This window comes from Stenotrophomonas nitritireducens (assembly GCF_001700965.1).
GTDB lineage: Bacteria > Pseudomonadota > Gammaproteobacteria > Xanthomonadales > Xanthomonadaceae > Stenotrophomonas > Stenotrophomonas nitritireducens_A.
Map to the genome: position 1 here is coordinate 531,818 of NZ_CP016756.1, position 21,540 is coordinate 553,357.

A 21,540-nucleotide genomic window follows, 5' to 3' on the forward strand; every position below is an offset into this window, starting at 1 on the left:
CATGTCCTCCACGCTTATCCGCAATGCCCGCATGGTCAACGAAGGCCGTACCTTCGACGGCGACCTGCGCATCGAGAACGACCGTATCGCGCAGATCGGCAGCGGCCTGACTCCGCGCGATGGTGAACAGGTGGTGGATGCGGCCGGGCGCTGGCTGCTGCCGGGGATGATCGATGACCAGGTCCACTTCCGCGAGCCGGGCCTGACCCACAAGGGCGATATCGCCAGCGAGTCGGCGGCAGCGGTTGCCGGTGGCCTGACGAGTTTCATGGACATGCCCAACACCAACCCGCCGACCCTGGATTCGACCATCCTGGAAGCCAAGTACGCGCTGGCCAAGGGCCGCGCCTGGGCCAACTACGGCTTCTACCACGGCGCCAGCAACGACAACCTGGAAGCCATCCGCGTGCTCGACCCGAAGAAGGCGCCGGGCGTGAAGGTGTTCATGGGTGCCTCCACCGGCAACATGCTGGTCGACAATCCGGAAACCCTGGACGCAATCTTCCGCGAATGCCCGACGCCGATCATCACGCACTGTGAAGACACGCCGATGATCGATGCCAACCTGAAGGCCTTCCAGGAAAAGTACGGCGACGCGCTGACTCCAGACATGCATCCGGACATCCGCTCGCGCGAGGCCTGCATCAAGTCCACCCGTCTGGCGATGTCGCTGGCCCGCAAGCACGGCACCCGCCTGCACGTGCTGCATATTTCCACCGCCGATGAACTGGCGCTGTTCGAGAAAGGCCCGCTGATCCGCGCCGATGGCAGCCGCAAGCAGATCACCGCCGAGACCTGCGTGCACTTCCTGCATTTCGCGCGCCCGGACTACGCGACCAAGGGCAACCTGATCAAGTGCAACCCGGCGATCAAGGAAGTGTCCGACCGCGAGGCGATCACTGCCGCGCTGGCCGACGACGTGCTCGACGTGCTGGCCACCGACCACGCCCCGCATACCTGGGAAGAGAAGCAGAAGACCTACGCACAGGCCCCGTCCGGCCTGCCGCTGGTGCAGTACGCGCTGGTGGCGGCGCTGGAGCGCGTGCACGAAGGCAAGCTCACCCGTGAGCAGGTGGTGCAGAAATTCGCCCATGCCCCGGCGCAGCTGTTCGACGTGGAAGAACGCGGCTTCCTGCGCGAGGGTTATTTCGCCGACCTGGTACTGGTCGAGGACGTGCCGTTCACCGTAAAGCGCGAAGACGTGCTGTCCAAGTGCGGCTGGTCGCCGTTTGAAGGCACCACCTTCCAGTCGCGCATCGCCTCCACCTGGGTCAATGGCCAGCAGGTATGGGACGGCAGCAAGCTGGTCGGCACGCCGGCCGGCCAGCGCATGACCTACGACCGCTGATGCGTGCGGTCTTGATGATGGGCGCGCTGCTGCTGGCAGCGCCCCTGCTCACCGCCCTGCCCGCGCAGGCCCAGGACGGCATCGGCAACCTGCTCGACAACCGCGTCGTATTCCCGGCCAGCGCCTCGCAGGGCGCGATGGTGATCGGCAAGGTGCCGGCTGGAAGCACAGTCCGTTATGGCGGCCGCGACCTGCGGGTCAGCAGCTATGGCAGCGTGGTGTTCGGCATCGGTCGCGACGAGAAAGGACCGTTGCAGGTGCAGGTACAGCGCCCGGATGGCGGCAGCGAAACCGTGTCGATCACGGTGAGCCCGCGCGACTGGCCGGTGGAGCGCGTCAACGGCGTGCCGCCCAAGACCGTGAATCCGCCACCGGCAATTGCCGAGCGCATTGCCCGCGAGCAGGCATTGGTGACCGAATCGCGCAAGCGCGACGACAACCGCACCGACTTCACCCAGACCTTCATCTGGCCGGTACAGGGCCGCATCAGCGGCCGCTTCGGCAATGCTCGCGTCTACAACGGGCAGCCGGGCAGCGGCCACTCCGGCATGGATATCGCCGTACCCACCGGCACCCCGGTGAAGGCCCCGGCGGCAGGCATCGTGACGTTTGCTGGTCCGGATTTGTACCTGACCGGCGGCACCTTGGTGCTGGACCACGGCTTCGGCATCAGCTCCAACTTCCTGCATCTGTCGCGGATCGACGTGAAGGTTGGTGACAGGATCGAGCAAGGGCAGAACATCGCCGCGGTTGGCGCCACCGGCCGTGCCACCGGCCCGCACCTGCACTGGGGCATGAACTGGTTCGACACCCGCATCGACCCGCTGCTGGTGCTCGAACGCGGCAAATAAAGCCGAAGCGCCGTAGTGCCGAGCCATGCTCGGCAGAAGCCTTACCGGCAGGGCCCCAGCCGAGCATGGCTCGGCACTACTTGTAGGAGCGGCGTAAGCCGCGAAGCTCGTAGATCAACTGCACAGAGCGCCCTCATCCGCCCTTCGGGCACCTTCTCCCGTAAACGGGAGAAGGTAATGGGCCTGCGAGGCTTCTGCTGAGCCATGCTCGGCAAGGGCGTCACGTGTAGTGCCGAGCCATGCTCGGCAGGCGCTTCACCGGTAGAGCCTCAGCCGAGCATGGCTCGGCTCTACAGGAGCATTTTCATAATGGCTGTGGGAGCGGCGTAAGCCGCGAAGCTGATAGATCAACAGCGCAAAGCGCCCTCATCCGCCCTTCGGGCACCTTCTCCCGCCAGCGGGAGAAGGAAGTGCCTAGAGCAATCCCTGCCCCCAGCTCACCCCCGCGCAGCCCACCAACTACGCCACAGCAGACCTGCCGGGCTTGGTTGGTACTCGCCGCCGCGAATACGGGCCTGCTGCCGGCCACGGGCCAACATCGCGTATACCCGGCGCGGACGCGGGCCGGCAACGCGTGACGGCCAGCCCGCTTGCAGCGCCTTGTCCCATTCCATTTCATTGCTGAAAGACTGCGGCAACGCTGCTGCCTGCTCCTGCACGCGCAGGGCCAGCGTCTGCGTAAGCACCGCGTCTGCAGCTGCAGGCGACGCCTTGCTGCTGAACATCGCCGCTTCCACCGCCGCAACTGCTGCGGCGTACTGCGCCAATGCATGGCGCGCCTGCGCCGCATCCGCGGGGCGGTCACGTGCCTGGATCAGGCTTGGCAGCGCCTCGGCCAGTTGGCCCCAGGGCGCGCGTACCGGCTCCAGTACTCGCCCCAGCGGGTGCCGCGAGCGCTGCGCGTCCCAGCTGCGCAGTTCCTCGCCCCACCACGCCAGCTTGGCGTCCTGCGGCGTGGTGTCGCCGCTGGCGTTGAGCATGTCGTCGAATTCCTGCAGCAACGCAAACCACGCCACACTGCGTTCACGATCGGCCTCGTCGACAAAACGCTCCACGAAAGCCCATTCCGGCCACCGCTCACGCCACTTGTCCAGGAAGCTGTCCAGCGCACTGCTCACATCAAACCTCGTTGTTTCGATCAGGCCGAAGCCGGTTGGGTAGCTGGCCATGCGGCTGGCTGCCAGAGTTCACTCGGTTGCCCGCACAGGCTGTCCGCCTGCCAGGCCAGCGGGTCGTCGGCGTCCAGACGATAGCCCCACAGTGCTGCCACCGACGGCATGCCCGCCGCACGGGCGGCCAGGATGTCGCGCTCGTCGTCGCCGACGTAGACGCAGGCGGCGACGCCGATGTTGATCTGTTGTGCCGCCACCTGCAGCGGCAGTGGGTGCGGCTTGCGCTCGGCCAGGGTGTCGCCGCCGATCAGCACCGCGCAGCGCTGCTGCCAGCCCTGTTGCGGCAGGATCAGCCGTGCCAGGTATTCGGGCTTGTTGGTGACGATGCCCCAGGTGCTACCGGCCTGCTCCAGTGCCTGCAGCATCGTCTCCACGCCGTCGAACAGCTGCGCGTACTGGCCGATCAGCGCTTCGTAGATCTCAAGGAATTCCGGCACCAGCGCATGGCGCTCGGCCTCGCCCATTTGCGGGAACGCCACCGCCAGCATCGCGCGTGAGCCTTTGGACACCGCCGGCCGCAGTTGCTCCAGGCTCACCTCGCCCATACCGCGTGCCTGCAGCATGCGGTTGGCGGTGGCGACGAAGTCGGGTGCGCTGTCCAGCAAGGTACCGTCCAGATCGAACAGCACCGCTGCCGGGAATCCGTGCGTGGTCATGCCTGTTCCGGCTTGACCGCGTAGGCCAGGTAGTTGATGTCGGTGCGGCTACTCAGGCGGGCGCGGTTGCGCCACGGCTCGTAGGCCATGCCGCTGACGTCCTGCAGGGACAGATCGGCAGCGCGCAGCCATGCACCCAGCTCGGCCGGCTTGATGAATTCCTGGTAGTGGTGCGTGCCCTTGGGCAGCAGCCGGGCGATGTACTCGGCACCTACGATGGCTACCGCAAACGCCGCCGGGGTGCGGTTGATGGTGGACAGGAACAACTTGCCACCCGGCCGCAGCAGACGATGGCAGGCGGCAATGATCGCGCCCGGGTCCGGTACGTGTTCCAGCATTTCCATGCAGGTCACCACATCGAAACTGCCGGCCTGTTCCTCGGCCAGGTCTTCTGCCGCCTGTACCCGGTAATCGACCGTGACGCCCGATTCCAGGCCGTGCAGACGGGCAACCTTGACCAGCTCCGGCGCCAGGTCGATGGCCGTCATCTGCGCCCCTTCCTTGGCCAGCGCTTCGCTGAGCAGGCCACCACCGCAGCCGATGTCCACGACCTTGGCGCCACGCAGCGTCGCGCGGTCGGCCACGTACTTCAGGCGCACCGGGTTCAGCGCATGCAGCGGCTTCTGCGGGCCGTCCGCGTCCCACCAGCGGTTGGCCAGCGCGGCGAACTTGTCCAGTTCTGCCTGATCGAAATTGGTGGAGGTGGAAGCTGCGCTCATATCGGTTTCCTCTTGCGGCCACCGGGCGGCGGCCGGGTGCGCGGTCAGGCGCGGATGGTACGGATGCGGTCGCGCCACTGGCGCGCATTGGCGGTGATCGCGGCAATGTCCATGTCGACCAGCTGACGCTGGACCAGCTTGGGCTTGCCGGCAATCCACACATCACTGACCTGGTGGCGGCCGGCGGCATATACCAGCTGCGACAGCACATGATGCAGCGGCTGCGTTTCAAGTGCCGACAGGTCCACGCAGGCCAGATCGGCCTGCTTGCCAACCTCGATCGAGCCGATGCGGTCGCCGAAGCCCAGTGCGCGTGCACCGCCCAGGGTGGCCGCACGCAGCGTGGTCGCCGCGTCCAGCGCGGTGGCGTCATTGGCCACGGCCTTGGCCAGGATGGCGGCGGTGCGGTTCTCGCTGAACATGTCCAGGTCGTTGTTGCTGGCGCAGCCGTCGGTGCCGATGGCCAGGTTGACGCCGGCCTTGACCAGCGCGCAGGCCGGGCAGAAGCCCGAGGCCAGCTTCAGGTTGGATTCGGGGCAATGCACCACGCTGACGCCGCGTTCTGCGCACAGGTGGATCTCGGCCTCGGTGAGCTGGGTCATGTGCACCGCGATCAGGCGGTCGTTTACCAGCCCAAGACGGTCCAGCCGCGCCAGCGGGCGCTGCCCGTGCAGGGCAATGGAATCGCTGATTTCCTGCGCGGTTTCATGGGTATGCAGATGCACCGGGATGTCCAGCTGGTCGGACAGCATCCGTACCCGCTCGAAGTTGGCATCGCTCACCGTATACGGTGCGTGCGGCGCGAACGCGGTGCCGATCAGCGGATCGCCGCGCCAGGCATCGTGCAGTTCGGTAGCGCGGGCGAAGTACTCGTCATCGCTCTTGGCCCAGGCACTGGGGAAATCGATGACCACCGAGCCGACCAGCGCGCGGAAGCCATGCTGCTTGTAGACAGCGGCCTGCACGTCGGCGAAGAAATAGTTTTCATTGGCGCAGGTTGTGCCGCCGCGCAGCATCTCGGCGATGGCCAGGGTGGTGCCATCGGCAACGAACTCCGGCCCGATCACCGCTGCTTCCACCGGCCAGATGTGTTCACGCAGCCAGGTCATCAGCGGCAGATCGTCGGCAACGCCGCGCAGCAGCGTCATCGGGTTGTGGGTGTGGGCATTGACCAGGCCGGGGATCAACGCCGCGTCCGGGCGCGATACCACCTGTTTGGCGGAAAAACGCGCACGCGCCTCAGCGCGCGGCAGCACCGCCACGATCACACCGTTGCTGATCGCCACCGCGTGGTCTTCAAGCACCACCGCATGCGGCTCAATCGGCACTACATAGCCGGCTTCGATAAGCAGATCGCACTGCTGGGGTTGCACGTCACTCACGGTCATCACCTTCTGTTGCTTGCTCCGGCAAACACCGGATGCGAACAGGCGCCGCATCCGCAGCACCGGCAGCGCGGGGCTGCAAGGTGATGGGTGGCGGCGCCTGCATCGTGTTGCTTACTTGACGCGAGCCGAGTATTCGCCCGAACGCGTGTCAACGCGGATGATTTCATCCTGGTTGACGAACAGCGGCACGCGCACCACCGCACCGGATTCCAGCGTGGCCGGCTTGCCGCCACCGCCGGAGGTGTCACCGCGCACGCCCGGGTCGGTCTCGACGATCTTCAGCTCGACGAAATTCGGCGGGGTGACGTCGATCGGGGTGCCGTTCCACAGGGTCACCACGCAGGATTCCTCACCCTTGAGCCACTTCTCGGCACCGTTCATGCCGGACTTGTCGGCCTGCACCTGCTCGAAGGTTTCCGGGTCCATGAAGTGCCAGTACTCGCCGTCGCTGTACATGAAGTTCATGTCGGTATCGACCACGTCGGCAGCATCCAGCGAGTCGGTCGACTTCATGGTCACTTCCTGGGTACGGCCGTCCTTGATCAGGCGGTACTTCACGCGGGTGAACGCCTGGCCCTTGCCCGGCTTGACGTACTCGGTGTCGATGATGACCGCCGGGGTGTTGTTGACCAGGATCTTCATCCCGTTCTTTACGTCGTTCATGCCGTAACTGGCCATGCTGAAACTCCTGAATTGGCAAAACCGCCGCGTGGTGCGGGCGGCCGGATTAGAATGGAACGCCCGCCGTCTGGCAGGCCATCTGTTTTTCTGACCGCCAATGATAACCGCAGCCCCCGCCCTCACTCCAGAAAAAGCCATCCTGGCCCTGCCCGACGACCGCTGGCAGGCGCACTGGCGCCACGCCATCCGCGACCCGGCCGAGCTGCTGGCATTGCTGGGCCTCGATGCCGAGGCCATGGGCGTTTCGGCTGCTGCGCTGGCGCAGTTCGCGTTGCGGGTGCCGCGAGGGTTTGTCGCCCGCATGCGCCACGGCGACCCGGCCGATCCGCTGCTGCGGCAGGTGCTGCCGATCAGTGACGAGATGCAGGTGGTGCCCGGGTTCAGCTTCGACGCGGTTGGCGATGGCCAGGCCAAGAAAGCCACCGGGGTGATCCAGAAGTACCGTGGCCGCGCCCTGCTGGTGACCACCGGCAGCTGCGCGATCAACTGCCGCTACTGCTTCCGCCGGCACTTCGACTATGCCGGCGAGAATGCGGCCAAGGGCGGCTGGCAGGAGGCGGTGGCGGCCATCGCCGCCGATCCGGACATCGACGAGGTCATCCTGTCCGGGGGTGACCCGCTGTCGCTGAGTACCTCCAAGCTGGCCGAGCTGACCGACGCCCTCGCCGCCATCCCCCACATCAAGCGCCTGCGCATCCACAGCCGCCTGCCGGTGGTGCTGCCGGAGCGCGTGGACGAAAGCCTGCTGCACTGGCTGCGCAGCCTGCCCTGGCCGGTGGCCTTCGTGCTGCATGCCAACCACGCCAATGAATTCGACAGCCAGGTGGATGCCGCCCTCGCCCGCATCCGCGGCACCGGCGCCCAGCTGCTCAACCAGGCAGTACTGCTGCGCGGCGTGAATGACGACCTGGACGCACTGGCCGCGCTGAGCGAGCGCAGCTTCGCCGCCGGGGTGATGCCCTACTACCTGTACCAGCTCGACAAGGTGCAGGGCGCGGCCCATTTCGAGGTCAGCGATGCACAGGCGCTGGCCCTGCACGCCGGCCTGATGGCGCGGCTGTCCGGCTACCTGGTGCCCAAGCTGGTGCGCGAGATCGCTGGCGACACCAGCAAACGGCCGCTCTGAACCCGGGCGGCCCCGCTCAGCGCAGGGCTGCCATCGTGCTCTGCTCCAGCAGACCCACCAGGCCCGGCGCATCCAGCGGACGGCCAAGCCAGTAGCCCTGCACAAGATCGCAGCCGCGCTGGCTGAGCAGCTCGAACTGCGCTTCCTGCTCCACGCCCTCGGCCACCACGGTGATCCCCAGCGCATGGGCCATGGCGATGATCGCCGTGGTCAGGGCCAGGTCGTCGGCATCGCGCTCCATGTCGGCGACAAAACTGCGGTCGATCTTGACCCCATCCACCGGCACCTGGCGCAGATGGCTGAGCCCGGAGAACCCGGTGCCGAAGTCGTCCAGCCACACCCGCACGCCGGCGCGGTGCAGCTTCTCCAGCAATGACACGGCCAGCATTTCATCACCGATCACCGCCGTCTCGGTCAGCTCCAGGTGCAGCCGCGACGCGGCAAGGCCGGAGCCCAGCAGGCTGGTCTCCACCTCCTGCAGCAGGTTGCCGTTGCGCAGCTGCTTGGGCGAAACGTTGACCGAGATGAACAACTCTTCGCCGATAGCATTGCGCGGCCAGCGCTTGGCCTGCTCGCAAGCCGCACGCAGCACCTTGGGGCCCAGCACCTGGATCAGGCCACTCTGCTCGGCCACATCGATAAACAGGCTTGGCGGAATGGCACCCAGCACCGGGTGATCCCAGCGCAGCAGCACCTCGGCGCCGCACAGCATGCGGTCACGGGTACGGAAGATGGGCTGGTAGACGAGCCGCAGCTCGTTGCGTTCCCAGGCCCCGCGCAGCTCCTGTTCCAGGTGCAGGCGCCGCTCCACCGCATGGTCCATCGCCCGGCTGTAGTAGCGGAAACAATTCTTGCCGGCCAGCTTGGCCTGGTACATGGCGATATCGCCGTTCTTCAGCAAGGCGGTGGCGTCAGTCGCGTCCTCCGGGAACAGGGTGATGCCGATCGAGCTGCCGAGGAAGATCTCGCGCTGCTGCACCTGCAGCGGCTTGGCCAGATCGATCACCAGCCGATCCGCCAGCTGCTTGGCGATCTCGGCCGCGCTGCGTGCGCCCTGGCCAATCAGGATGACGAACTCGTCGCCACCAAAGCGGGCCAGCAAGGCGTCATCGCCGCCGATTTCCTCGACCGCAGCAGCAATGTGCTGGGCGAACTGCAGCAGCGCATCGTCGCCGGCCTCATGCCCCAAGGTGTCATTGACCCGTTTGAACTCGTCGATGTCGATGAACAGCAGCGCCAAACCGCGCCCGGCGGCATGCGCGCCCAGCAGGCGGTGGTCCAGCGCCTCACGGAAGGCGAGCCGGTTGGTCAGACCGGTCAGGGCGTCGGTATAGGCCATCTGGCGTACATCGCGGTCATGCCGGGCGATGCTCTGGCTCATCCGGTCGAAGGTACGCAGCAGCTCGCCGACCTCATCGCCGCGCCGGGTGGATTGCGCTTCAATCAGGTAGTCGCCGCGCTCGATGCGCCGTGCCGCCGCACCCAGCCAGCGGATCGGCCGCACCAGCGTGTACTGCACGTACAGCCCCGTCACGCAGGCGAACGCAACCAGCAGCAGCATCAACCCGATCGCCCAGCCCAGCTCGCGCCGCTGCGCCTGCTGCATGCGCTGCTCCAGCGCCGCCATCGATTCGGCGGCCTGTGCCCGCACCGGCGCCAGGCTCATGCCCACGCGCAGACCGCCCAGGCGCTGCTCGCCGATGGACAGTGGCATGTCCACTTCCAGTATCGAGGGCGACTCCTGCACCAGCGGCCGGGTGGCCGCCACCGCAGCACTGGCCAGCGGGTCATACATCGGCTGCCCGTAACCAGCCACATCAAACGAGCCGTCGTGGATCAGGCGCCCATCCGGGTCGTACACCAGCACATAGCTCACCGATTTCTGCCGGGTGGTATTGCGCACCAGGCTGCCAATCGCTGACAGGTCCGAATAGTACAAAGGGTTGACCAGGGTATCGGCCAAGGCATTGGCCAGCGCCGTGCCACGCTCGCGCACCCCCTGGTCAAACACCTGGCTGAGCACTTCGCCGCTGTTGCGCAATGCCTCGCGCTGGGCCGCGGCCTGGCGCACCAGCATCAGGCTGACGATCAGCAGCACCACCAGTAACGCCGCGCCGCTGGCCAGCAGAAAGCGCGCCTGCAATCCAAACCGGGGCCTGCTCATTCAACCTCCATGCGGATGCGCAGCAGGCCACGGCGTAGCCGCTCGAGCGCACGCAGGTTGCCCGGGTCCACCGCGTGGAAACCGGTCGTGCCGAAAAACCTGGCCAGCGCCGGCCCGGCCAGCGGGTCGCTGCTGGCCTGCAACAGCACCTGCTGCAGGCGGTCGCGCACTGCCGGGTCCAGATCGGCGCGCACCATTTCCACCGCACGCGGAATGGGCTCACTGCGGTACAGCACGCGCATGTCCTGGCGGAACGCCGGCGGCAGGGCGTGGTCATCGCTCCAGTCGATGCTGCTGATCACCCCGCCATCGACCACGCGCTTGTGCACATAGGTGGAGATGTTCAATTCCGAGCGCGCGAACACGTAGCCCACCGAATCCTGGGCAGGCGTGTCACGCGGGTCCAGCAGGATTTCCGGCTGCAGGCCGTGGTCCAGCAACTCCATTGCCGGCACCAGGTACGCGCTGGTGGACAGCGCGCTCTGCATGGCCAGGCTGCGCCCGCGCAGCCCTTCCAGCGTGGTAACCGGGCTGTCGCGGCGGACGAAGAACACGCTGTGATAGCTGCCCACGCCGTTGCGCTCGGTCAACAGCAGCGGCTTGGCGCCCGCCCGTTGGCCCAGCGCCATCGCCGTCCCGGCAGTCTCGGTGACCCAGTCAACCCGGCCGCGCCGCAGATAGCTGCCCATCTGCTGCGCGTCCTTGGCCATCAGGATGCGCCCTTGGACGATCCCGACCCCGCGCATGCGCGGCACTACATAGTCCAGTAGTGGCTTGAGCTGCTCGTAGTGCGCTTTCGGATCATCACTGATCCGCCCCAATACCAAAACCGAGCGATCCACCGCCCCGACTGCCACAGGCTGCAGCGCAACCAGTGTCAGTACGGCTCCCCAAAGCCATCGCAAGACACCCAAAACGACACCCCCTAATCCATCCCCACAGATTACCGGAACCAATCGAAGCGTGATGAATCTCTCAGTTTTTTTGCTCCGTGGCCAGTCTTGCCATCCGCTGGGCGTCGGACAGGATGCCACGCATCAGTCGCACCTCCTGTTCGGACAGGTCCGCCTTCATGAACAGGCGGCGCAATTTGCGCATCGCCGACTCCGGTGCGCGGCCCTTGTGGAAGTCGATCTGCTCCAGGGTGTCGCCGAACTGGCCGAACAGCCCTTCCAGCTGCGCGTGGCTGGCCGGGGCCTCGCCATGCCCCAGCTCGGCCGGGGCTGCCACCACGGCAGCACCGGCCTGCGCTTCCAGCGCCGCCATCCGCACTTCATAGGCGAGCACCTGCACCGCGGCGGCAAGATTCAGCGAGCTGAACCCGGGATCGGACGGAATATGCACGGCGGCGTGGCACAACTGCAGTTCCTCGTTGCTCAAGCCGGTGCGTTCGCGACCGAACACGAAGGCAACCTCGGCCGGCTCGGCCGCCTTGGCCACCGCGCGTTGGCCGGCAAGCTCGGGCAGCAGCTCTTCCAACTGCACGCGGCGCGAGCGCGCGGTGCAGCCCAGCACCAGCCGGCAATCGGCCACCGCTTCGGCAAGGCTGGCCACCACCGGTGCATCGCCAAGCACATCTTCGGCGCCGGCCGAGCGCCGGAAGGCATCCTCATCCAGGGGCTTTTCCGGCGCCACCAGCACCAGCCGCGCCAGCCCCATGGTCTTCATCGCACGGGCCGCCGCGCCGATGTTGCCGGGGTGCTGAGTGCCAACAAGAACGAATCGAATATGAGCAGAAACAGACATGGCGTTAAAAAATCAGGAGCGAGACAGCTGTAGATGGTAAACTGCGCGGCCGGCCAATGCGCCGGACCCGCTCTTTTCCCCCGCCAATCCGATCTCTGCCTTCACGGGAGCCTTTCGCCATGCAGAAACCCGCCGTAACCGTCATGGTCAAGGCCGCCCGCCTCGCCGGCAACGTACTCCTCCGCAACATCAACAAGCTTGAAGCCCTCAACGTGGTACAGAAGGGTCGGATGGATTACGCCAGCGAAGTTGATGCTGATGCGGAAAAGGTGATTGTCAAGGAACTCAAGCGCGCCTACCCGGAATACGGCATCTATGCCGAAGAAGGCGGCCTCCAGGGCGTCAACCGGATGATGTGGGTGATCGACCCGCTCGACGGCACCAGCAACTACCTGCGCGGTTTTCCGCATTACTGCGTCTCCATCGCCCTGGTTGAAAACGGCGAGCCGACCGACGCGGTGATCTTCGATCCGCTGCGCAACGAGCTGTTCACTGCCTCCAAGGGCAATGGCGCCGTGCTCAACGACCGCCGCCTGCGCGTGGCCGACCGCAAGGATCTGGAAGGCACGATGATCCACACCGGCTTCGCTCCGCGCGAACGCAGCCGTGCCAGCACCCAGCTCAAGACCGTTGACACCCTGCTGGTGCAGGCTGAAGACGTGCGCCGTACCGGCTCCGCCGCGCTGGACCTGGCCTACGTGGCCTGTGGCCGCGCCGACGCCTACTTCGAAGCCGGCGTGAAGGCATGGGACATCGCTGCCGGCGTGCTGCTGGTACGCGAAGCCGGCGGCAAGGTCTGCAACTACCGCGGCGCGCCGCTGGACCGCATGGATTCGCGCGGCCCGGAAACCCAGCAGGTCGTGGCTGGCAACATCAAGGTGTGCGAAGCCCTGCAGAAGGTCATCGTCAACACCGGCTACGCCGCCGAGTTCGACCCGAAGTTCTGATCCAGCCGCCATAAGCTGCGAGTCACACAAAAATCCGATGCCAAGACTGGCATCGGATTTTTTGTGGGCACAACTTTTTGTGGGTTTTGTGGGAGCGGCGTCAGCCGCGAAGCTGGTGCCGCTGAAACTCCGGCTGCCCGGGTCGTCTGATGGATTCCTTGCTTCGCGGCTGACGCCGCCCCCACAAAACGCAGGCCAATCAGCCCAGCGCCGGCACGACCACCGCACCAGGCCGCGGCTGCCGGCCCCAGCCATAGCGGGCGGCCAACCAGATTTCCAGCAACACCAGCGCCATCACGATCAGCAGCGGCAATAGCAAGCCAAGATAGATGCCCGGCATCATCGACCCTATCTGTGCCTTCAGCAGCCGGATCACGCCCCGGGTATGCAGCAATTCGCTCATGCGCATGCCCAGCGCCTCGCGGAATACGGTTTCATCCAGGCCGCTGCGGCTGCCAACCTGTTCGACCAGACTGTCTTCCACCCATTGCAGCATCACCTTGCTGCGCAGGTGCTCGATCGCTTTGCGTGCCCAGCGCTGGGCCAGGCCCTCGCCGCTGAGCACACCCGCATCAGCCAGGCGGTGGCCGCTCAGATAGGTTCCCACCGCCGCGCGCGCGGCCTCGTGTGCGGACACATCGTCACGCAGCATCGCCTGCAGTTCGGGGGTATCCAGCGTCTGCTGGAAGTCGACCAGCCAATGCTCCATCGCGCCCTGCAGATGCGGCTGGAAGTGATCGATCTGCTTGTGCAGCGCACGCTGGCCACCGGCCACCAGACCCACCTGCAGGCCAATGAAGGCAAACAGCAGCGGCACCACCAACACGTAGCTGGCAATCAGCCAGTGATGCCAGCGCCGACGCCGGGCCAGCCCGCCGCGCCGCGCCAGTACGATCCAGACCGCAATACCCAGCGCCAAGCCGAGGATCGTCCCCAAGAGTGCACCGCCCACCAGATCCAGCAGGCTCAGTCCGTTCCAGAATTCGACTGCCCAATAACGCGCGTCCTGCACCCTGCACTCCCGTTCGTTGGCAATGGCCAGAGGGTAGCCACGAACCGGCACCGGAAGAAGGCCGGCGTCTTGTTCCTACAGACAGCAATGCATCAATCTGCGGCCTGCATACCAGCTTGCACACCGCACAGACGCGCCAGCACAAAAAGACAACGCCCCTTGCGGGGCGTTGTCTTTTCAATCAACCGCCGAGCGCTGCACTCGCGCCCAGTCTTTGCCAAGCTGGCTTCAGGCAACCGTCGACGAACGCAGCGCGGCAATGCGCTCGTCCAGCGGCGGATGGCTCAGGAACAGCTTCTTCGCGGTAGAACCGGCAATACCGAACGCGGCGATCTGGGTCGGCAAGGTGCTCTGCCCGTGGTTGAGCTTCAGGCGCTCCAGCGCGGCAATCATCTTCTGCCGGCCGGCCAGCGAGGCACCGCCGTGGTCGGCGCGGAACTCACGATGGCGCGAGAACCACATCGCGATCATGGTGGCGAACAGGCCAAACACCATCTCCAGCACGAACACGATGATGTAATAGGCAAAGCCACGGCCGCCGCCTTCGCGGTTGCCCGACAGGGCGCTGTCGATGACGCCACCGACCACGCGTGCCAGCACGATCACGAAGGTGTTCAGCACGCCCTGCAACAGCGCCATGGTGATCATGTCGCCATTGGCGACGTGGGCGATTTCGTGGCCCAGCACGGCTTCGGCCTCGTCCTCGCTCATGTTGTGCAGCAGGCCGGTGGAGACCGCCACCAGCGCATTGTTGCGGTTGGCGCCGGTGGCGAAGGCGTTGATTTCCGGCGCGTCATATACCGCGACTTCCGGCATGCCGATGCCGGCAGCCTTGGCCTGGCGGGCCACGGTGTCCAGCAGCCAGCGCTCGGTCTGGTTGCGCGGCTCGGTGATGACGACCGCGCCGGTGCCGCGCTTGGCCATGAACTTGGACAGCAACAGCGAGATGATCGAGCCACCGAAGCCGAAAATGGCCGCCATGACCAGCAAGCCGCTCATCTGCGAGGAGTTCACGCCCAGAAAGGACATGACGACGCTGGCCAGCATAAGCACGGCAACGTTGGTCAGAAGAAACAGCCCGATACGGGTAAACATGGGGAACAGATCCATAAGGATTGGAGATACAGGCAATTTGCGGCGCAGACAGCTTGAATTCAAGCGTCAATCTGACCGACGATTCAGTTTCAATGCCAGCCATTCATTACCGCGGCCGTTTTGCGCCCTCCCCGACCGGCCCCCTGCATCTGGGCTCCATGCTGGCCGCCTTCGGCAGCTGGCTGTTGGCCCGCCATGCCGGCGGCGAGTGGCTGGTGCGGGTGGAAGATGTCGATCCGCCCCGCGAGGTAGCCGGCGCGGTCGAGTCGCAGCTGGCCACGCTATCGGCGTTCGGCCTGGTTTCCGATGCCCCGGTGCAGTACCAGAGCCGGCGCAGCGCGTTGTACCAGGCCGCAATCGACCAGCTGTTGGCGCAGGACAAGGCCTTTGCCTGCCACTGCAGCCGTGCCGATCTGGCCAGCCAGCACGGCATCCACCGCTACTGCATCGCCAGCCAACAACGCCCGCAGCCGGCGATCCGCCTGCGCGTGGCCGACGGCAGCCATGTCAGCTTCGACGACGCCCTGCAGGGCAGGCAGCAGCAGGACGTGGACCGCGAGGTCGGCGACGTGGTGCTGCTGCGCGCCGACGGTTACTGGGCCTATCAGCTGGCCGTGGTGGTGGACGATGCCGAACAAGGCATCACCCACGTGGTGCGCGGCGCCGACCTGATCGACTCGACCGCGCGACAGATCCTGCTGCAAAGGGCCCTGGGCCTTGCCACCCCGCAGTACCTGCACCTGCCGCTGCTGCTGGACAGCAGCGGCCAGAAACTTTCCAAGTCACAGGCCGCCTTACCCGTTGATGCCGCACAGCCGGTGCCGGTACTGCGCTGGCTATGGGCCGCGCTGGGCCAGGATCCCGCGCCACTGCAGGCCGCTAGCAGCATTGCCGAGACGCTGCAGCATGCGGCTGCCAGCTTCGTGCCGGCCCGGCTGCAGAAAAGCGCGTTGCAGGCGCCATTGCAGCCCCCGGGCTGAGCGCAGTTTCATTAGAATCATCGGCTCCCCTGCCATCTGCCCTGGAGTTGAGCCCATGACATCGCGCGTCGCACTGGTCACCGGTGGTACCGGCGGCATTGGTACCGCCATCTGCCAACGCCTCGCCGACCAAGGGCACCGGGTCGCCACCAACTACCGCAACGCCGAAAAGGCCAAGCAGTGGCAGCAGGCCATGCACGACAAGGGCTATGACATCGCGTTGTTCGAGGGCGACGTCTCCAACCCGGACAGCGGTCGCGCCCTGATCCAGGCCACCGAAGCCGAACTGGGGCCGGTGGAGATCCTGGTCAACAATGCCGGCATCACCCGCGACACCACCTTCCACCGGATGAGCCCGGAGCAGTGGCATGAGGTGATCAACACCAACCTCAACTCGGTGTTCAACGTGACCCGTCCGGTGATCGAAGGCATGCGCAAGCGCGGCTGGGGCCGGGTCATCCAGATCAGCTCGATCAACGGCCTCAAGGGCCAGTACGGCCAGGCCAATTACGCCGCCGCCAAGGCCGGCATGCACGGCTTCACCATTTCGCTGGCACGCGAAAACGCCGGTTTCGGCATCACCGTCAACACCATCTCGCCTGGCTATGTGGCCACCGACATGGTGATGGCCGTACCCGAGGAAGTGCGGGCAAAGATCATTGCCGACATTCCGACCGGGCGGCTCGGCAAGCCGGAGGAAATCGCCTACGCGGTGGCCTTCCTGGTGGCCGAGGAAGCCAGCTGGATCACCGGCTCCAACCTGGACATCAACGGCGGCCACCACATGGGCTGGTGACAGGCCACATCATGTTGCACGCCATGGCGGCCCATGCTGCGCAACAAATCGAGTGTTCCCCGATACTTGCAACCTGTACTAATGGCGGTTGCAAGCCCTGCTGCACTGCGCCATGCTGCGCACCTACCGTGACGAGTGACTGCTTAATGGCTGCGACCCGCATCATCAAGAAGTATCCGAATCGCCGGCTCTACGACACCGAGATTTCCAGCTACATCACCATCGAAGACGTCCGCCAGTTGATACTCGACGGCGAGGATTTCGAGGTCCGTGACGCCAAGAGCGGCGACGACCTGACCCGTTCGGTGCTGCTGCAGATCATCGCGGACAAGGAGCAGGACGGCGAACCGATGTTGTCGACCCAGCTGTTGAGCCAGCTGATCCGTTTCTACGGTGATTCGTTGCAGGGCTTCATGGGCAATTACCTGGAGCGCAGCATGCAGGTGTTCCTGGACCAGCAGCAGCAGTTCCGCCAGCAGATGGGCAACCTGCTTGGGCAGACCCCGTGGGCAATGATGAACCAGCTCACCGAGCGCAACCTGGAGTTGTGGCAGGAATTCCAGCGCAACATGGGCGCTGGTTTCGGCGGCACCCGCCCGCCGGCAGCGTCGGGCAAGCCCGCAGATCCGCCGCCGGCCAGCCCGGCTGGCAAGACCCGCAGCGGCCGCTGAGGGTTGCCTACAGAAAGGCCGACGCAAGCGTCGGCCTTTTGCTTTGTGGGTGATGCGTCTTTTGTAGGAGCGGCGTAAGCCGCGAAGCCACTGAGACCTGATGCCGCAGGAGCTTCGCGGCTTACGCCGCTCCCACAAAACTGTGCCGGCTCAACGCTTGCAGGCGCTGCAGATCCGCTCGACCTTGTAACCCTGCGCGCGCAGCTTTTCCACCACCCCGTCGCTGCCCAGCAGATGCAGCGCGCCCACCACCACCAGGGTGTTGCCCCGACCCGGCTGCAGCCACTGTTTCAGGCTGGGCAACCAGGCATCATTGCGCTCCACGTTGATGCGCTGATACAGCCCGGGATACTCGCGCTTCATCTGCGCGGCCATGTCCCGCCACAACATCACATCGTCGCCACGGCGCCAGGCATCGTGCAGCTGGCGGCTCTGCTCATCGCCCTTCTCTACCTGCTCCAGCGCCTCGCGCAGCAGTTGGCGCTGCTCCTCGTTGCTCATGCCGTCGAGCATGCTGATCTGCGAGGCGGCACTTTCAAGGCCGGCGGCGGGCTTGTTGGCCTGCGCCGCGCGTTCCATCAGGTGCCGGTCCAGGCCTGAGTTCGGATCCAGGCCCTGCCGGGTCATCTGCGCGATGCTGACGGTCAGTCCGACGAACCACGGCTTGAGCCCGGCCAGCCGATCAACCGGCGTGTTGTTGGCCGCGCCCCAGGCTTCAAGCTGCCGCCAGGTTGCCGGATCAAGATCGTCCTTGAGCTGGCGGCCGTCGCGGCGCAACGCGGCCTGCATCATCTGCGTGGCCAGCTGCGGCGAATTCATCTCTTCCGGCGACAGTTCGAACAGCAGCCGCTGCGCACCGGAAAACGCGCGGTCCACGTCGCTGGACAGCGGGTAATCGTCGGCCTTGAGCAGGTGGAACGAACCCAGCAGGTACAGCTCGCTGCCCTGCGCACCGCTGACTTTCCACAACAACGGCACCGGCGGCTGCTTGCCCGCCTTTGGCGCGGCAGCGGCCGCCAGCAGCGGCGTTGCGATCAACAGGCCGGTGGCCAACAACAGTCCCAGACGTCTGATCCAGCTCATGCGGCCGGCTCCTGCTTGGGCTTGGCATAGGCTTTTTCGCCGGCCTCCACCGCCATGTCCAGGCGGTTCTCCGGTGGCGGCAACGGACAGGTGGCAAATGGGGTGAATGCACAAGGCGGGTTGTAGGCGCGATTGAAATCGATCACCACTTCGCTCCTGCCATTGGGCACGTCCACATCGATATAGCGGCCGGCGGCGTAGCTGCCACGGCCACTGGTACGGTCGGCGAAGATCACCTGCAGCGGACGCCCGGCCTCTCCCAGCGCTTCCAGCCGCCAGCTGCGGCCATCGCGCTCGAACTCGATGGCACCGGCATTGGCCAGCGCGTTGGTCGTTCCAGTGATGTCGACGATCGGGATGGTTTTATTGACGTCATGCGGCACGAAGCGCGCGGTGATGCGCCAGCTCGGATCCGCCGGCCAGTACTCCAGGTGGGTGAAGCCGGCCCGCGCCGGTGCATCGGCATGTTTCACCCGCAGCCCGAAACGCTGCCCACGTTCGATCAGGCTCACGCTGCCCTTGTCATCGTCGAAATGAATGACCGTCGGCGTCTCGGCGTGGTCGCTGTAAAAGGGAATGCGCCCACTCACCGGCTGGCCATCGACCTTCACCGACACCCCGGGTTCCGGCGCAAAGAACCAGTTCTTGCCCTCGCGCGTGACCAGCCCCATGCGCGCCGGCCCTGCCGCCAGGCGGATGCCGCTGGTGCTGCCACTGCCGATGTAATGCGCCTTCAAGTCCAGCCAATGCAGCCCGACCAGGCTGGTCCAGCCATCGGGCGCCAGCAGCTCGGTGAGGCGTTGCTCGCGCCACAACTCATTGTCGTGCGCGAAGCCCGGATCGGTCTGCACCGCAGGCGGCGCCTTGCTGACGTCGTCGCCACAGCCGGCCAGCAGCATCGCGGCGATCAATGCCGCGCCCGCCAATAGGTATTTCATCAACGCCCCCGCAGGAACCAGCGATCAATTTCAGCCAAGGAAAAGCGCGCCCAGGTGGGGCGGCCATGGTTGCATTGCCCGGAGCGCTCGGTGATTTCCATGTCGCGCAGCAGGCCGTTCATCTCAGGAATGGTCAACCGCCGATTGGCACGCACCGCGCCGTGGCAGGCCATGGTCGACAGCAGCTCGTCGCGCGCAGTGGCGATGCGTCGGCTCTGCCCGTGTTCACGCAGGTCGCCGAGCACATCCCGCAGCAGGCCTTCCGGCTCGGCATTGGCAAGCAGGGCCGGAATGCTGCGCACATGCAGCGAACCGGGGCCAGAACGGGTTACCTCGAACCCCAGCGCTGCCAGGGTTGCGGCCTCGCGCTCCGCGGTATCAGCATCGCGCTCGCCCACCGCCAGGGTCATCGGCACCAGCAGCGGCTGCGCGTGCAGGCCGATGCCGTCATGCGCGTTCTTCAGGCGTTCGTAGCCGATGCGCTCGTGGGCGGCATGCATGTCCACCACGATCAGGCCTTCGGCATTCTCGGCCAGGATGTAGATGCCATGCAGCTGTGCAATGGCATAGCCCAGTGGCGGTACGCCGGCGTCATTGGAGGTCGGCGGCAGCGACGGGCCGTTGTCGGCCTGACGCATCGCTGCATCGTCACCGCCCGCAACCGACGAGTACAACGCCGCATAGGCCGAGGGCGCGTCGGCAACCTGCAGACCGAGCGGCGATTGCCGCGCCTGCCAGTTGCCGTTGCCACCGCCGCCGCCAACACTGCCGCCCGGGCGCGACAAGCCATAACCGGCAGCGGCATAGCCTGCTGCCGGCAGCGCCTGCGGATCGGCCGGATGCGCCTGACCCGCAGACGGTTCCATGCCGGCGCGGGTTTCGGCCAGGGCGTCCTTGAGCGTGCGGTAGACAAAATCGTGGATCAGCCGCGAATCACGGAAACGCACCTCGTGCTTGGCCGGATGCACGTTGACGTCGACCCGGGTCGGATCCAGCTCCAGGAACAGCACATACGCCGGCTGGCGGCCGTGGTACAGCACATCGCCGTAAGCCATCTTGACCGCATGGCTGACACTGCGATCACGCACCGAGCGGCCGTTGACGTAGAGATACTGCTGGTCGGCACTGGCGCGCGAATACTGAGGCTGTGCGATCCAGCCGTGCAGGCGGAGGCCGGCCGCGCTGTGGTCCACGCGCAAGGCCTGGCGCGCGAAGTCCTCGCCCAGGGTTTCGCCAAGGCGCGCATCCGAATACAGATCGCCAGGCTTGTAGCGCCGCGATGGCTTGCCGTTGTGCGAAACCCGCAGCTCGACATCCGGTCGTGCCAGCGCCAGCGAGCGCAGCCATTCCTCGATATGGCCCAGCTCGGTGCGCTCGGCGCGCAGGAACTTGCGCCGTGCCGGCACGTTGTAGAACAACTCGCGCACTTCCACCGTGGTGCCGGGCGCATGCGCACGCGGTGCCACTTCGCCGAGTTTGCCGCCTTCGATCTGCAGCGCTGAGCCGTGCTCGTCATCGGCACGGCGCGAGGCCAGGGTGAAGCGGCTGACCGAGGCAATCGATGGCAGCGCCTCACCACGGAACCCGAGCGTAGCCACCGACTCCAGGTCATCCAGGCTGGCGATCTTGCTGGTGGCATGCCGCGATACCGCCAGCGGCAACTGCTCGGCGGCGATACCGCCGCCGTTGTCGCGGATGCGGATCAGGCGGACACCGCCTTCTTCCAGATCGATATCCACGCGCGTGGCGCCGGCGTCGAGGGCGTTCTCGACCAGTTCCTTGACCACCGAAGCGGGCCGTTCAACCACTTCGCCGGCGGCGATCTGGTTGATCAGGATTTCCGGCAGGGGGCGGATCGCATTCATACCGCACCGCCAGGCAACTGCAGGGCCTTGCCGAGGTAGATGAACGAGGTTTTGAGGGGGATCAGGCTGACATCATGCATGCGCACGATGATAGCCGAGCGCGGCGTCAACACCGATATCGGTGCCGATCAATCGTGCCGCACCCCAACGATTCCTTGTGGGAGCGGCGTCAGCCGCGAAGCTGACATTGCTGCAGGCCTTGGTGCCCTAGCGATCTGTTGGTGCGTCAGCTTCGCGGCTGACGCCGCTCCCACAAAATAAAAAACCGATGCCAGTACGCTGGCATCGGTTTTCATATGTCT

General features: G+C 65.8%; 20 protein-coding genes. 7 read left to right on the forward strand and 13 right to left on the reverse strand.

Translation table 11 applies throughout. The features are described from left to right. Position 1: 1 nt before the first annotated feature. Both BCV67_RS02355 and BCV67_RS02360 read left to right on the forward strand, forming a co-directional pair. On the forward strand, positions 2–1,348 hold the full coding sequence (locus tag BCV67_RS02355) for a dihydroorotase (protein ID WP_062166311.1): 1,347 nt from the start codon (positions 2–4) through the stop codon (positions 1,346–1,348). After that, positions 1,348–2,199, forward strand: coding sequence for a M23 family metallopeptidase (locus BCV67_RS02360; protein WP_062166312.1), 852 nt, complete (start codon positions 1,348–1,350; stop codon positions 2,197–2,199). The genes BCV67_RS02355 and BCV67_RS02360 overlap by 1 nt, the downstream gene beginning before the upstream one ends. Before the next feature lie 437 nt (positions 2,200–2,636). On the opposite strand, the gene BCV67_RS02365 is transcribed toward BCV67_RS02360, so the two are convergent. From BCV67_RS02365 to efp, 5 genes are all read right to left on the reverse strand, one after another. Next, the gene (locus tag BCV67_RS02365; RefSeq protein WP_062166313.1) at positions 2,637–3,368 is read right to left on the reverse strand and encodes a hypothetical protein; all 732 of its coding nucleotides are present in this window, start codon (positions 3,366–3,368) and stop codon (positions 2,637–2,639) included. Beyond that, positions 3,338–4,027, reverse strand: coding sequence for a phosphoglycolate phosphatase (locus tag BCV67_RS02370; protein ID WP_062166314.1), 690 nt, complete (start codon positions 4,025–4,027; stop codon positions 3,338–3,340). Before BCV67_RS02370 ends, BCV67_RS02365 begins: the two co-directional genes overlap by 31 nt. Continuing rightward, positions 4,024–4,746, reverse strand: a complete 723-nt coding sequence (gene ubiG / locus BCV67_RS02375; protein ID WP_062171341.1) for a bifunctional 2-polyprenyl-6-hydroxyphenol methylase/3-demethylubiquinol 3-O-methyltransferase UbiG — start codon at positions 4,744–4,746, stop codon at positions 4,024–4,026. Before ubiG ends, BCV67_RS02370 begins: the two co-directional genes overlap by 4 nt. Positions 4,747–4,790: 44 nt before the next feature. Continuing rightward, positions 4,791–6,128 (reverse strand): TRZ/ATZ family hydrolase, encoded by a 1,338-nt coding sequence (locus BCV67_RS02380; RefSeq protein WP_428999496.1) that lies wholly within the window; start codon positions 6,126–6,128, stop codon positions 4,791–4,793. A 117-nt stretch (positions 6,129–6,245) separates the two neighbouring features. Next, positions 6,246–6,812, reverse strand: coding sequence for an elongation factor P (gene efp, locus BCV67_RS02385; protein WP_062166315.1), 567 nt, complete (start codon positions 6,810–6,812; stop codon positions 6,246–6,248). 100 nt (positions 6,813–6,912) lie between these two features. Between efp and epmB the strand changes: the two genes are divergently transcribed. Continuing rightward, positions 6,913–7,941, forward strand: a complete 1,029-nt coding sequence (gene epmB, locus BCV67_RS02390) for an EF-P beta-lysylation protein EpmB (protein ID WP_062166316.1) — start codon at positions 6,913–6,915, stop codon at positions 7,939–7,941. 16 nt (positions 7,942–7,957) lie between these two features. Here the strand turns inward: epmB and BCV67_RS02395 are convergent, their stop codons facing one another. The 3 genes from BCV67_RS02395 to BCV67_RS02405 form a co-directional block, all read right to left on the reverse strand. After that, a complete protein-coding gene (locus tag BCV67_RS02395) occupies positions 7,958–10,105 on the reverse strand; it encodes a putative bifunctional diguanylate cyclase/phosphodiesterase (RefSeq protein WP_062166317.1) in 2,148 nt (715 codons plus the stop codon). Then, on the reverse strand, positions 10,102–11,019 hold the full coding sequence (locus BCV67_RS02400; protein WP_082746466.1) for a phosphate/phosphite/phosphonate ABC transporter substrate-binding protein: 918 nt from the start codon (positions 11,017–11,019) through the stop codon (positions 10,102–10,104). The genes BCV67_RS02395 and BCV67_RS02400 overlap by 4 nt, the downstream gene beginning before the upstream one ends. A 61-nt stretch (positions 11,020–11,080) precedes the next feature. Continuing rightward, on the reverse strand, positions 11,081–11,851 hold the full coding sequence (locus tag BCV67_RS02405; RefSeq protein ID WP_062166318.1) for an RNA methyltransferase: 771 nt from the start codon (positions 11,849–11,851) through the stop codon (positions 11,081–11,083). 119 nt (positions 11,852–11,970) lie between these two features. On the opposite strand from BCV67_RS02405, the gene BCV67_RS02410 reads away from it, so the two are divergent. Continuing rightward, complete coding sequence (locus tag BCV67_RS02410) at positions 11,971–12,798, forward strand: inositol monophosphatase family protein (RefSeq protein ID WP_062166319.1); 828 nt, start codon at positions 11,971–11,973, stop codon at positions 12,796–12,798. A 199-nt stretch (positions 12,799–12,997) separates the two neighbouring features. Here BCV67_RS02410 and BCV67_RS02415 read toward each other — a convergent pair whose 3' ends face one another. Together BCV67_RS02415 and htpX are read right to left on the reverse strand one after the other, a co-directional pair. After that, on the reverse strand, positions 12,998–13,810 hold the full coding sequence (locus BCV67_RS02415) for a hypothetical protein (protein WP_062166320.1): 813 nt from the start codon (positions 13,808–13,810) through the stop codon (positions 12,998–13,000). 228 nt (positions 13,811–14,038) lie between these two features. Further along, complete coding sequence (htpX, locus tag BCV67_RS02420) at positions 14,039–14,905, reverse strand: protease HtpX (protein WP_062171346.1); 867 nt, start codon at positions 14,903–14,905, stop codon at positions 14,039–14,041. 92 nt (positions 14,906–14,997) lie between these two features. Between htpX and gluQRS the strand changes: the two genes are divergently transcribed. The 3 genes from gluQRS to phaR all read left to right on the forward strand — a co-directional run bounded on the left by gluQRS (position 14,998) and on the right by phaR (position 17,352). Continuing rightward, positions 14,998–15,885: a tRNA glutamyl-Q(34) synthetase GluQRS gene (gene gluQRS, locus BCV67_RS02425; protein WP_062166321.1), complete on the forward strand. Its 888-nt coding sequence runs from the start codon at positions 14,998–15,000 to the stop codon at positions 15,883–15,885. A 55-nt stretch (positions 15,886–15,940) separates the two neighbouring features. Then, complete coding sequence (locus BCV67_RS02430) at positions 15,941–16,681, forward strand: beta-ketoacyl-ACP reductase (RefSeq protein WP_062166322.1); 741 nt, start codon at positions 15,941–15,943, stop codon at positions 16,679–16,681. Between the two features lie 146 nt (positions 16,682–16,827). Continuing rightward, a complete protein-coding gene (gene phaR / locus BCV67_RS02435; RefSeq protein WP_082746467.1) occupies positions 16,828–17,352 on the forward strand; it encodes a polyhydroxyalkanoate synthesis repressor PhaR in 525 nt (174 codons plus the stop codon). A 150-nt stretch (positions 17,353–17,502) separates the two neighbouring features. Here the strand turns inward: phaR and BCV67_RS02440 are convergent, their stop codons facing one another. The 3 genes from BCV67_RS02440 to mutL are packed head-to-tail and all read right to left on the reverse strand — an operon-like array spanning position 17,503 to position 21,238. Further along, positions 17,503–18,435, reverse strand: a complete 933-nt coding sequence (locus tag BCV67_RS02440; RefSeq protein WP_062166323.1) for a TraB/GumN family protein — start codon at positions 18,433–18,435, stop codon at positions 17,503–17,505. Next, a complete protein-coding gene (locus BCV67_RS02445; protein ID WP_082746468.1) occupies positions 18,432–19,373 on the reverse strand; it encodes a DUF1684 domain-containing protein in 942 nt (313 codons plus the stop codon). The genes BCV67_RS02440 and BCV67_RS02445 overlap by 4 nt, the downstream gene beginning before the upstream one ends. Beyond that, the gene (gene mutL, locus BCV67_RS02450; RefSeq protein ID WP_062166324.1) at positions 19,373–21,238 is read right to left on the reverse strand and encodes a DNA mismatch repair endonuclease MutL; all 1,866 of its coding nucleotides are present in this window, start codon (positions 21,236–21,238) and stop codon (positions 19,373–19,375) included. Before mutL ends, BCV67_RS02445 begins: the two co-directional genes overlap by 1 nt. Positions 21,239–21,540 lie beyond the last annotated feature (302 nt).

Bases quoted from the DNA above. Each gene is read 5' to 3' on its own strand.
- BCV67_RS02355 (WP_062166311.1), top strand. From the start codon at position 2: ATGTCCTCCACGCTTATCCGCAATGCCCGCATGGTCAACGAAGGCCGT.
- BCV67_RS02360 (WP_062166312.1), top strand. From the start codon at position 1,348: ATGCGTGCGGTCTTGATGATGGGCGCGCTGCTGCTGGCAGCGCCCCTG.
- BCV67_RS02365 (WP_062166313.1), bottom strand. From the start codon at position 3,368: ATGGCCAGCTACCCAACCGGCTTCGGCCTGATCGAAACAACGAGGTTT.
- BCV67_RS02370 (WP_062166314.1), bottom strand. From the start codon at position 4,027: ATGACCACGCACGGATTCCCGGCAGCGGTGCTGTTCGATCTGGACGGT.
- ubiG (WP_062171341.1), bottom strand. From the start codon at position 4,746: ATGAGCGCAGCTTCCACCTCCACCAATTTCGATCAGGCAGAACTGGAC.
- efp (WP_062166315.1), bottom strand. From the start codon at position 6,812: ATGGCCAGTTACGGCATGAACGACGTAAAGAACGGGATGAAGATCCTG.
- epmB (WP_062166316.1), top strand. From the start codon at position 6,913: ATGATAACCGCAGCCCCCGCCCTCACTCCAGAAAAAGCCATCCTGGCC.
- BCV67_RS02395 (WP_062166317.1), bottom strand. From the start codon at position 10,105: ATGAGCAGGCCCCGGTTTGGATTGCAGGCGCGCTTTCTGCTGGCCAGC.
- BCV67_RS02405 (WP_062166318.1), bottom strand. From the start codon at position 11,851: ATGTCTGTTTCTGCTCATATTCGATTCGTTCTTGTTGGCACTCAGCAC.
- BCV67_RS02410 (WP_062166319.1), top strand. From the start codon at position 11,971: ATGCAGAAACCCGCCGTAACCGTCATGGTCAAGGCCGCCCGCCTCGCC.
- htpX (WP_062171346.1), bottom strand. From the start codon at position 14,905: ATGTTTACCCGTATCGGGCTGTTTCTTCTGACCAACGTTGCCGTGCTT.
- gluQRS (WP_062166321.1), top strand. From the start codon at position 14,998: ATGCCAGCCATTCATTACCGCGGCCGTTTTGCGCCCTCCCCGACCGGC.
- BCV67_RS02430 (WP_062166322.1), top strand. From the start codon at position 15,941: ATGACATCGCGCGTCGCACTGGTCACCGGTGGTACCGGCGGCATTGGT.
- phaR (WP_082746467.1), top strand. From the start codon at position 16,828: ATGGCTGCGACCCGCATCATCAAGAAGTATCCGAATCGCCGGCTCTAC.
- BCV67_RS02440 (WP_062166323.1), bottom strand. From the start codon at position 18,435: ATGAGCTGGATCAGACGTCTGGGACTGTTGTTGGCCACCGGCCTGTTG.
- BCV67_RS02445 (WP_082746468.1), bottom strand. From the start codon at position 19,373: ATGAAATACCTATTGGCGGGCGCGGCATTGATCGCCGCGATGCTGCTG.
- mutL (WP_062166324.1), bottom strand. From the start codon at position 21,238: ATGAATGCGATCCGCCCCCTGCCGGAAATCCTGATCAACCAGATCGCC.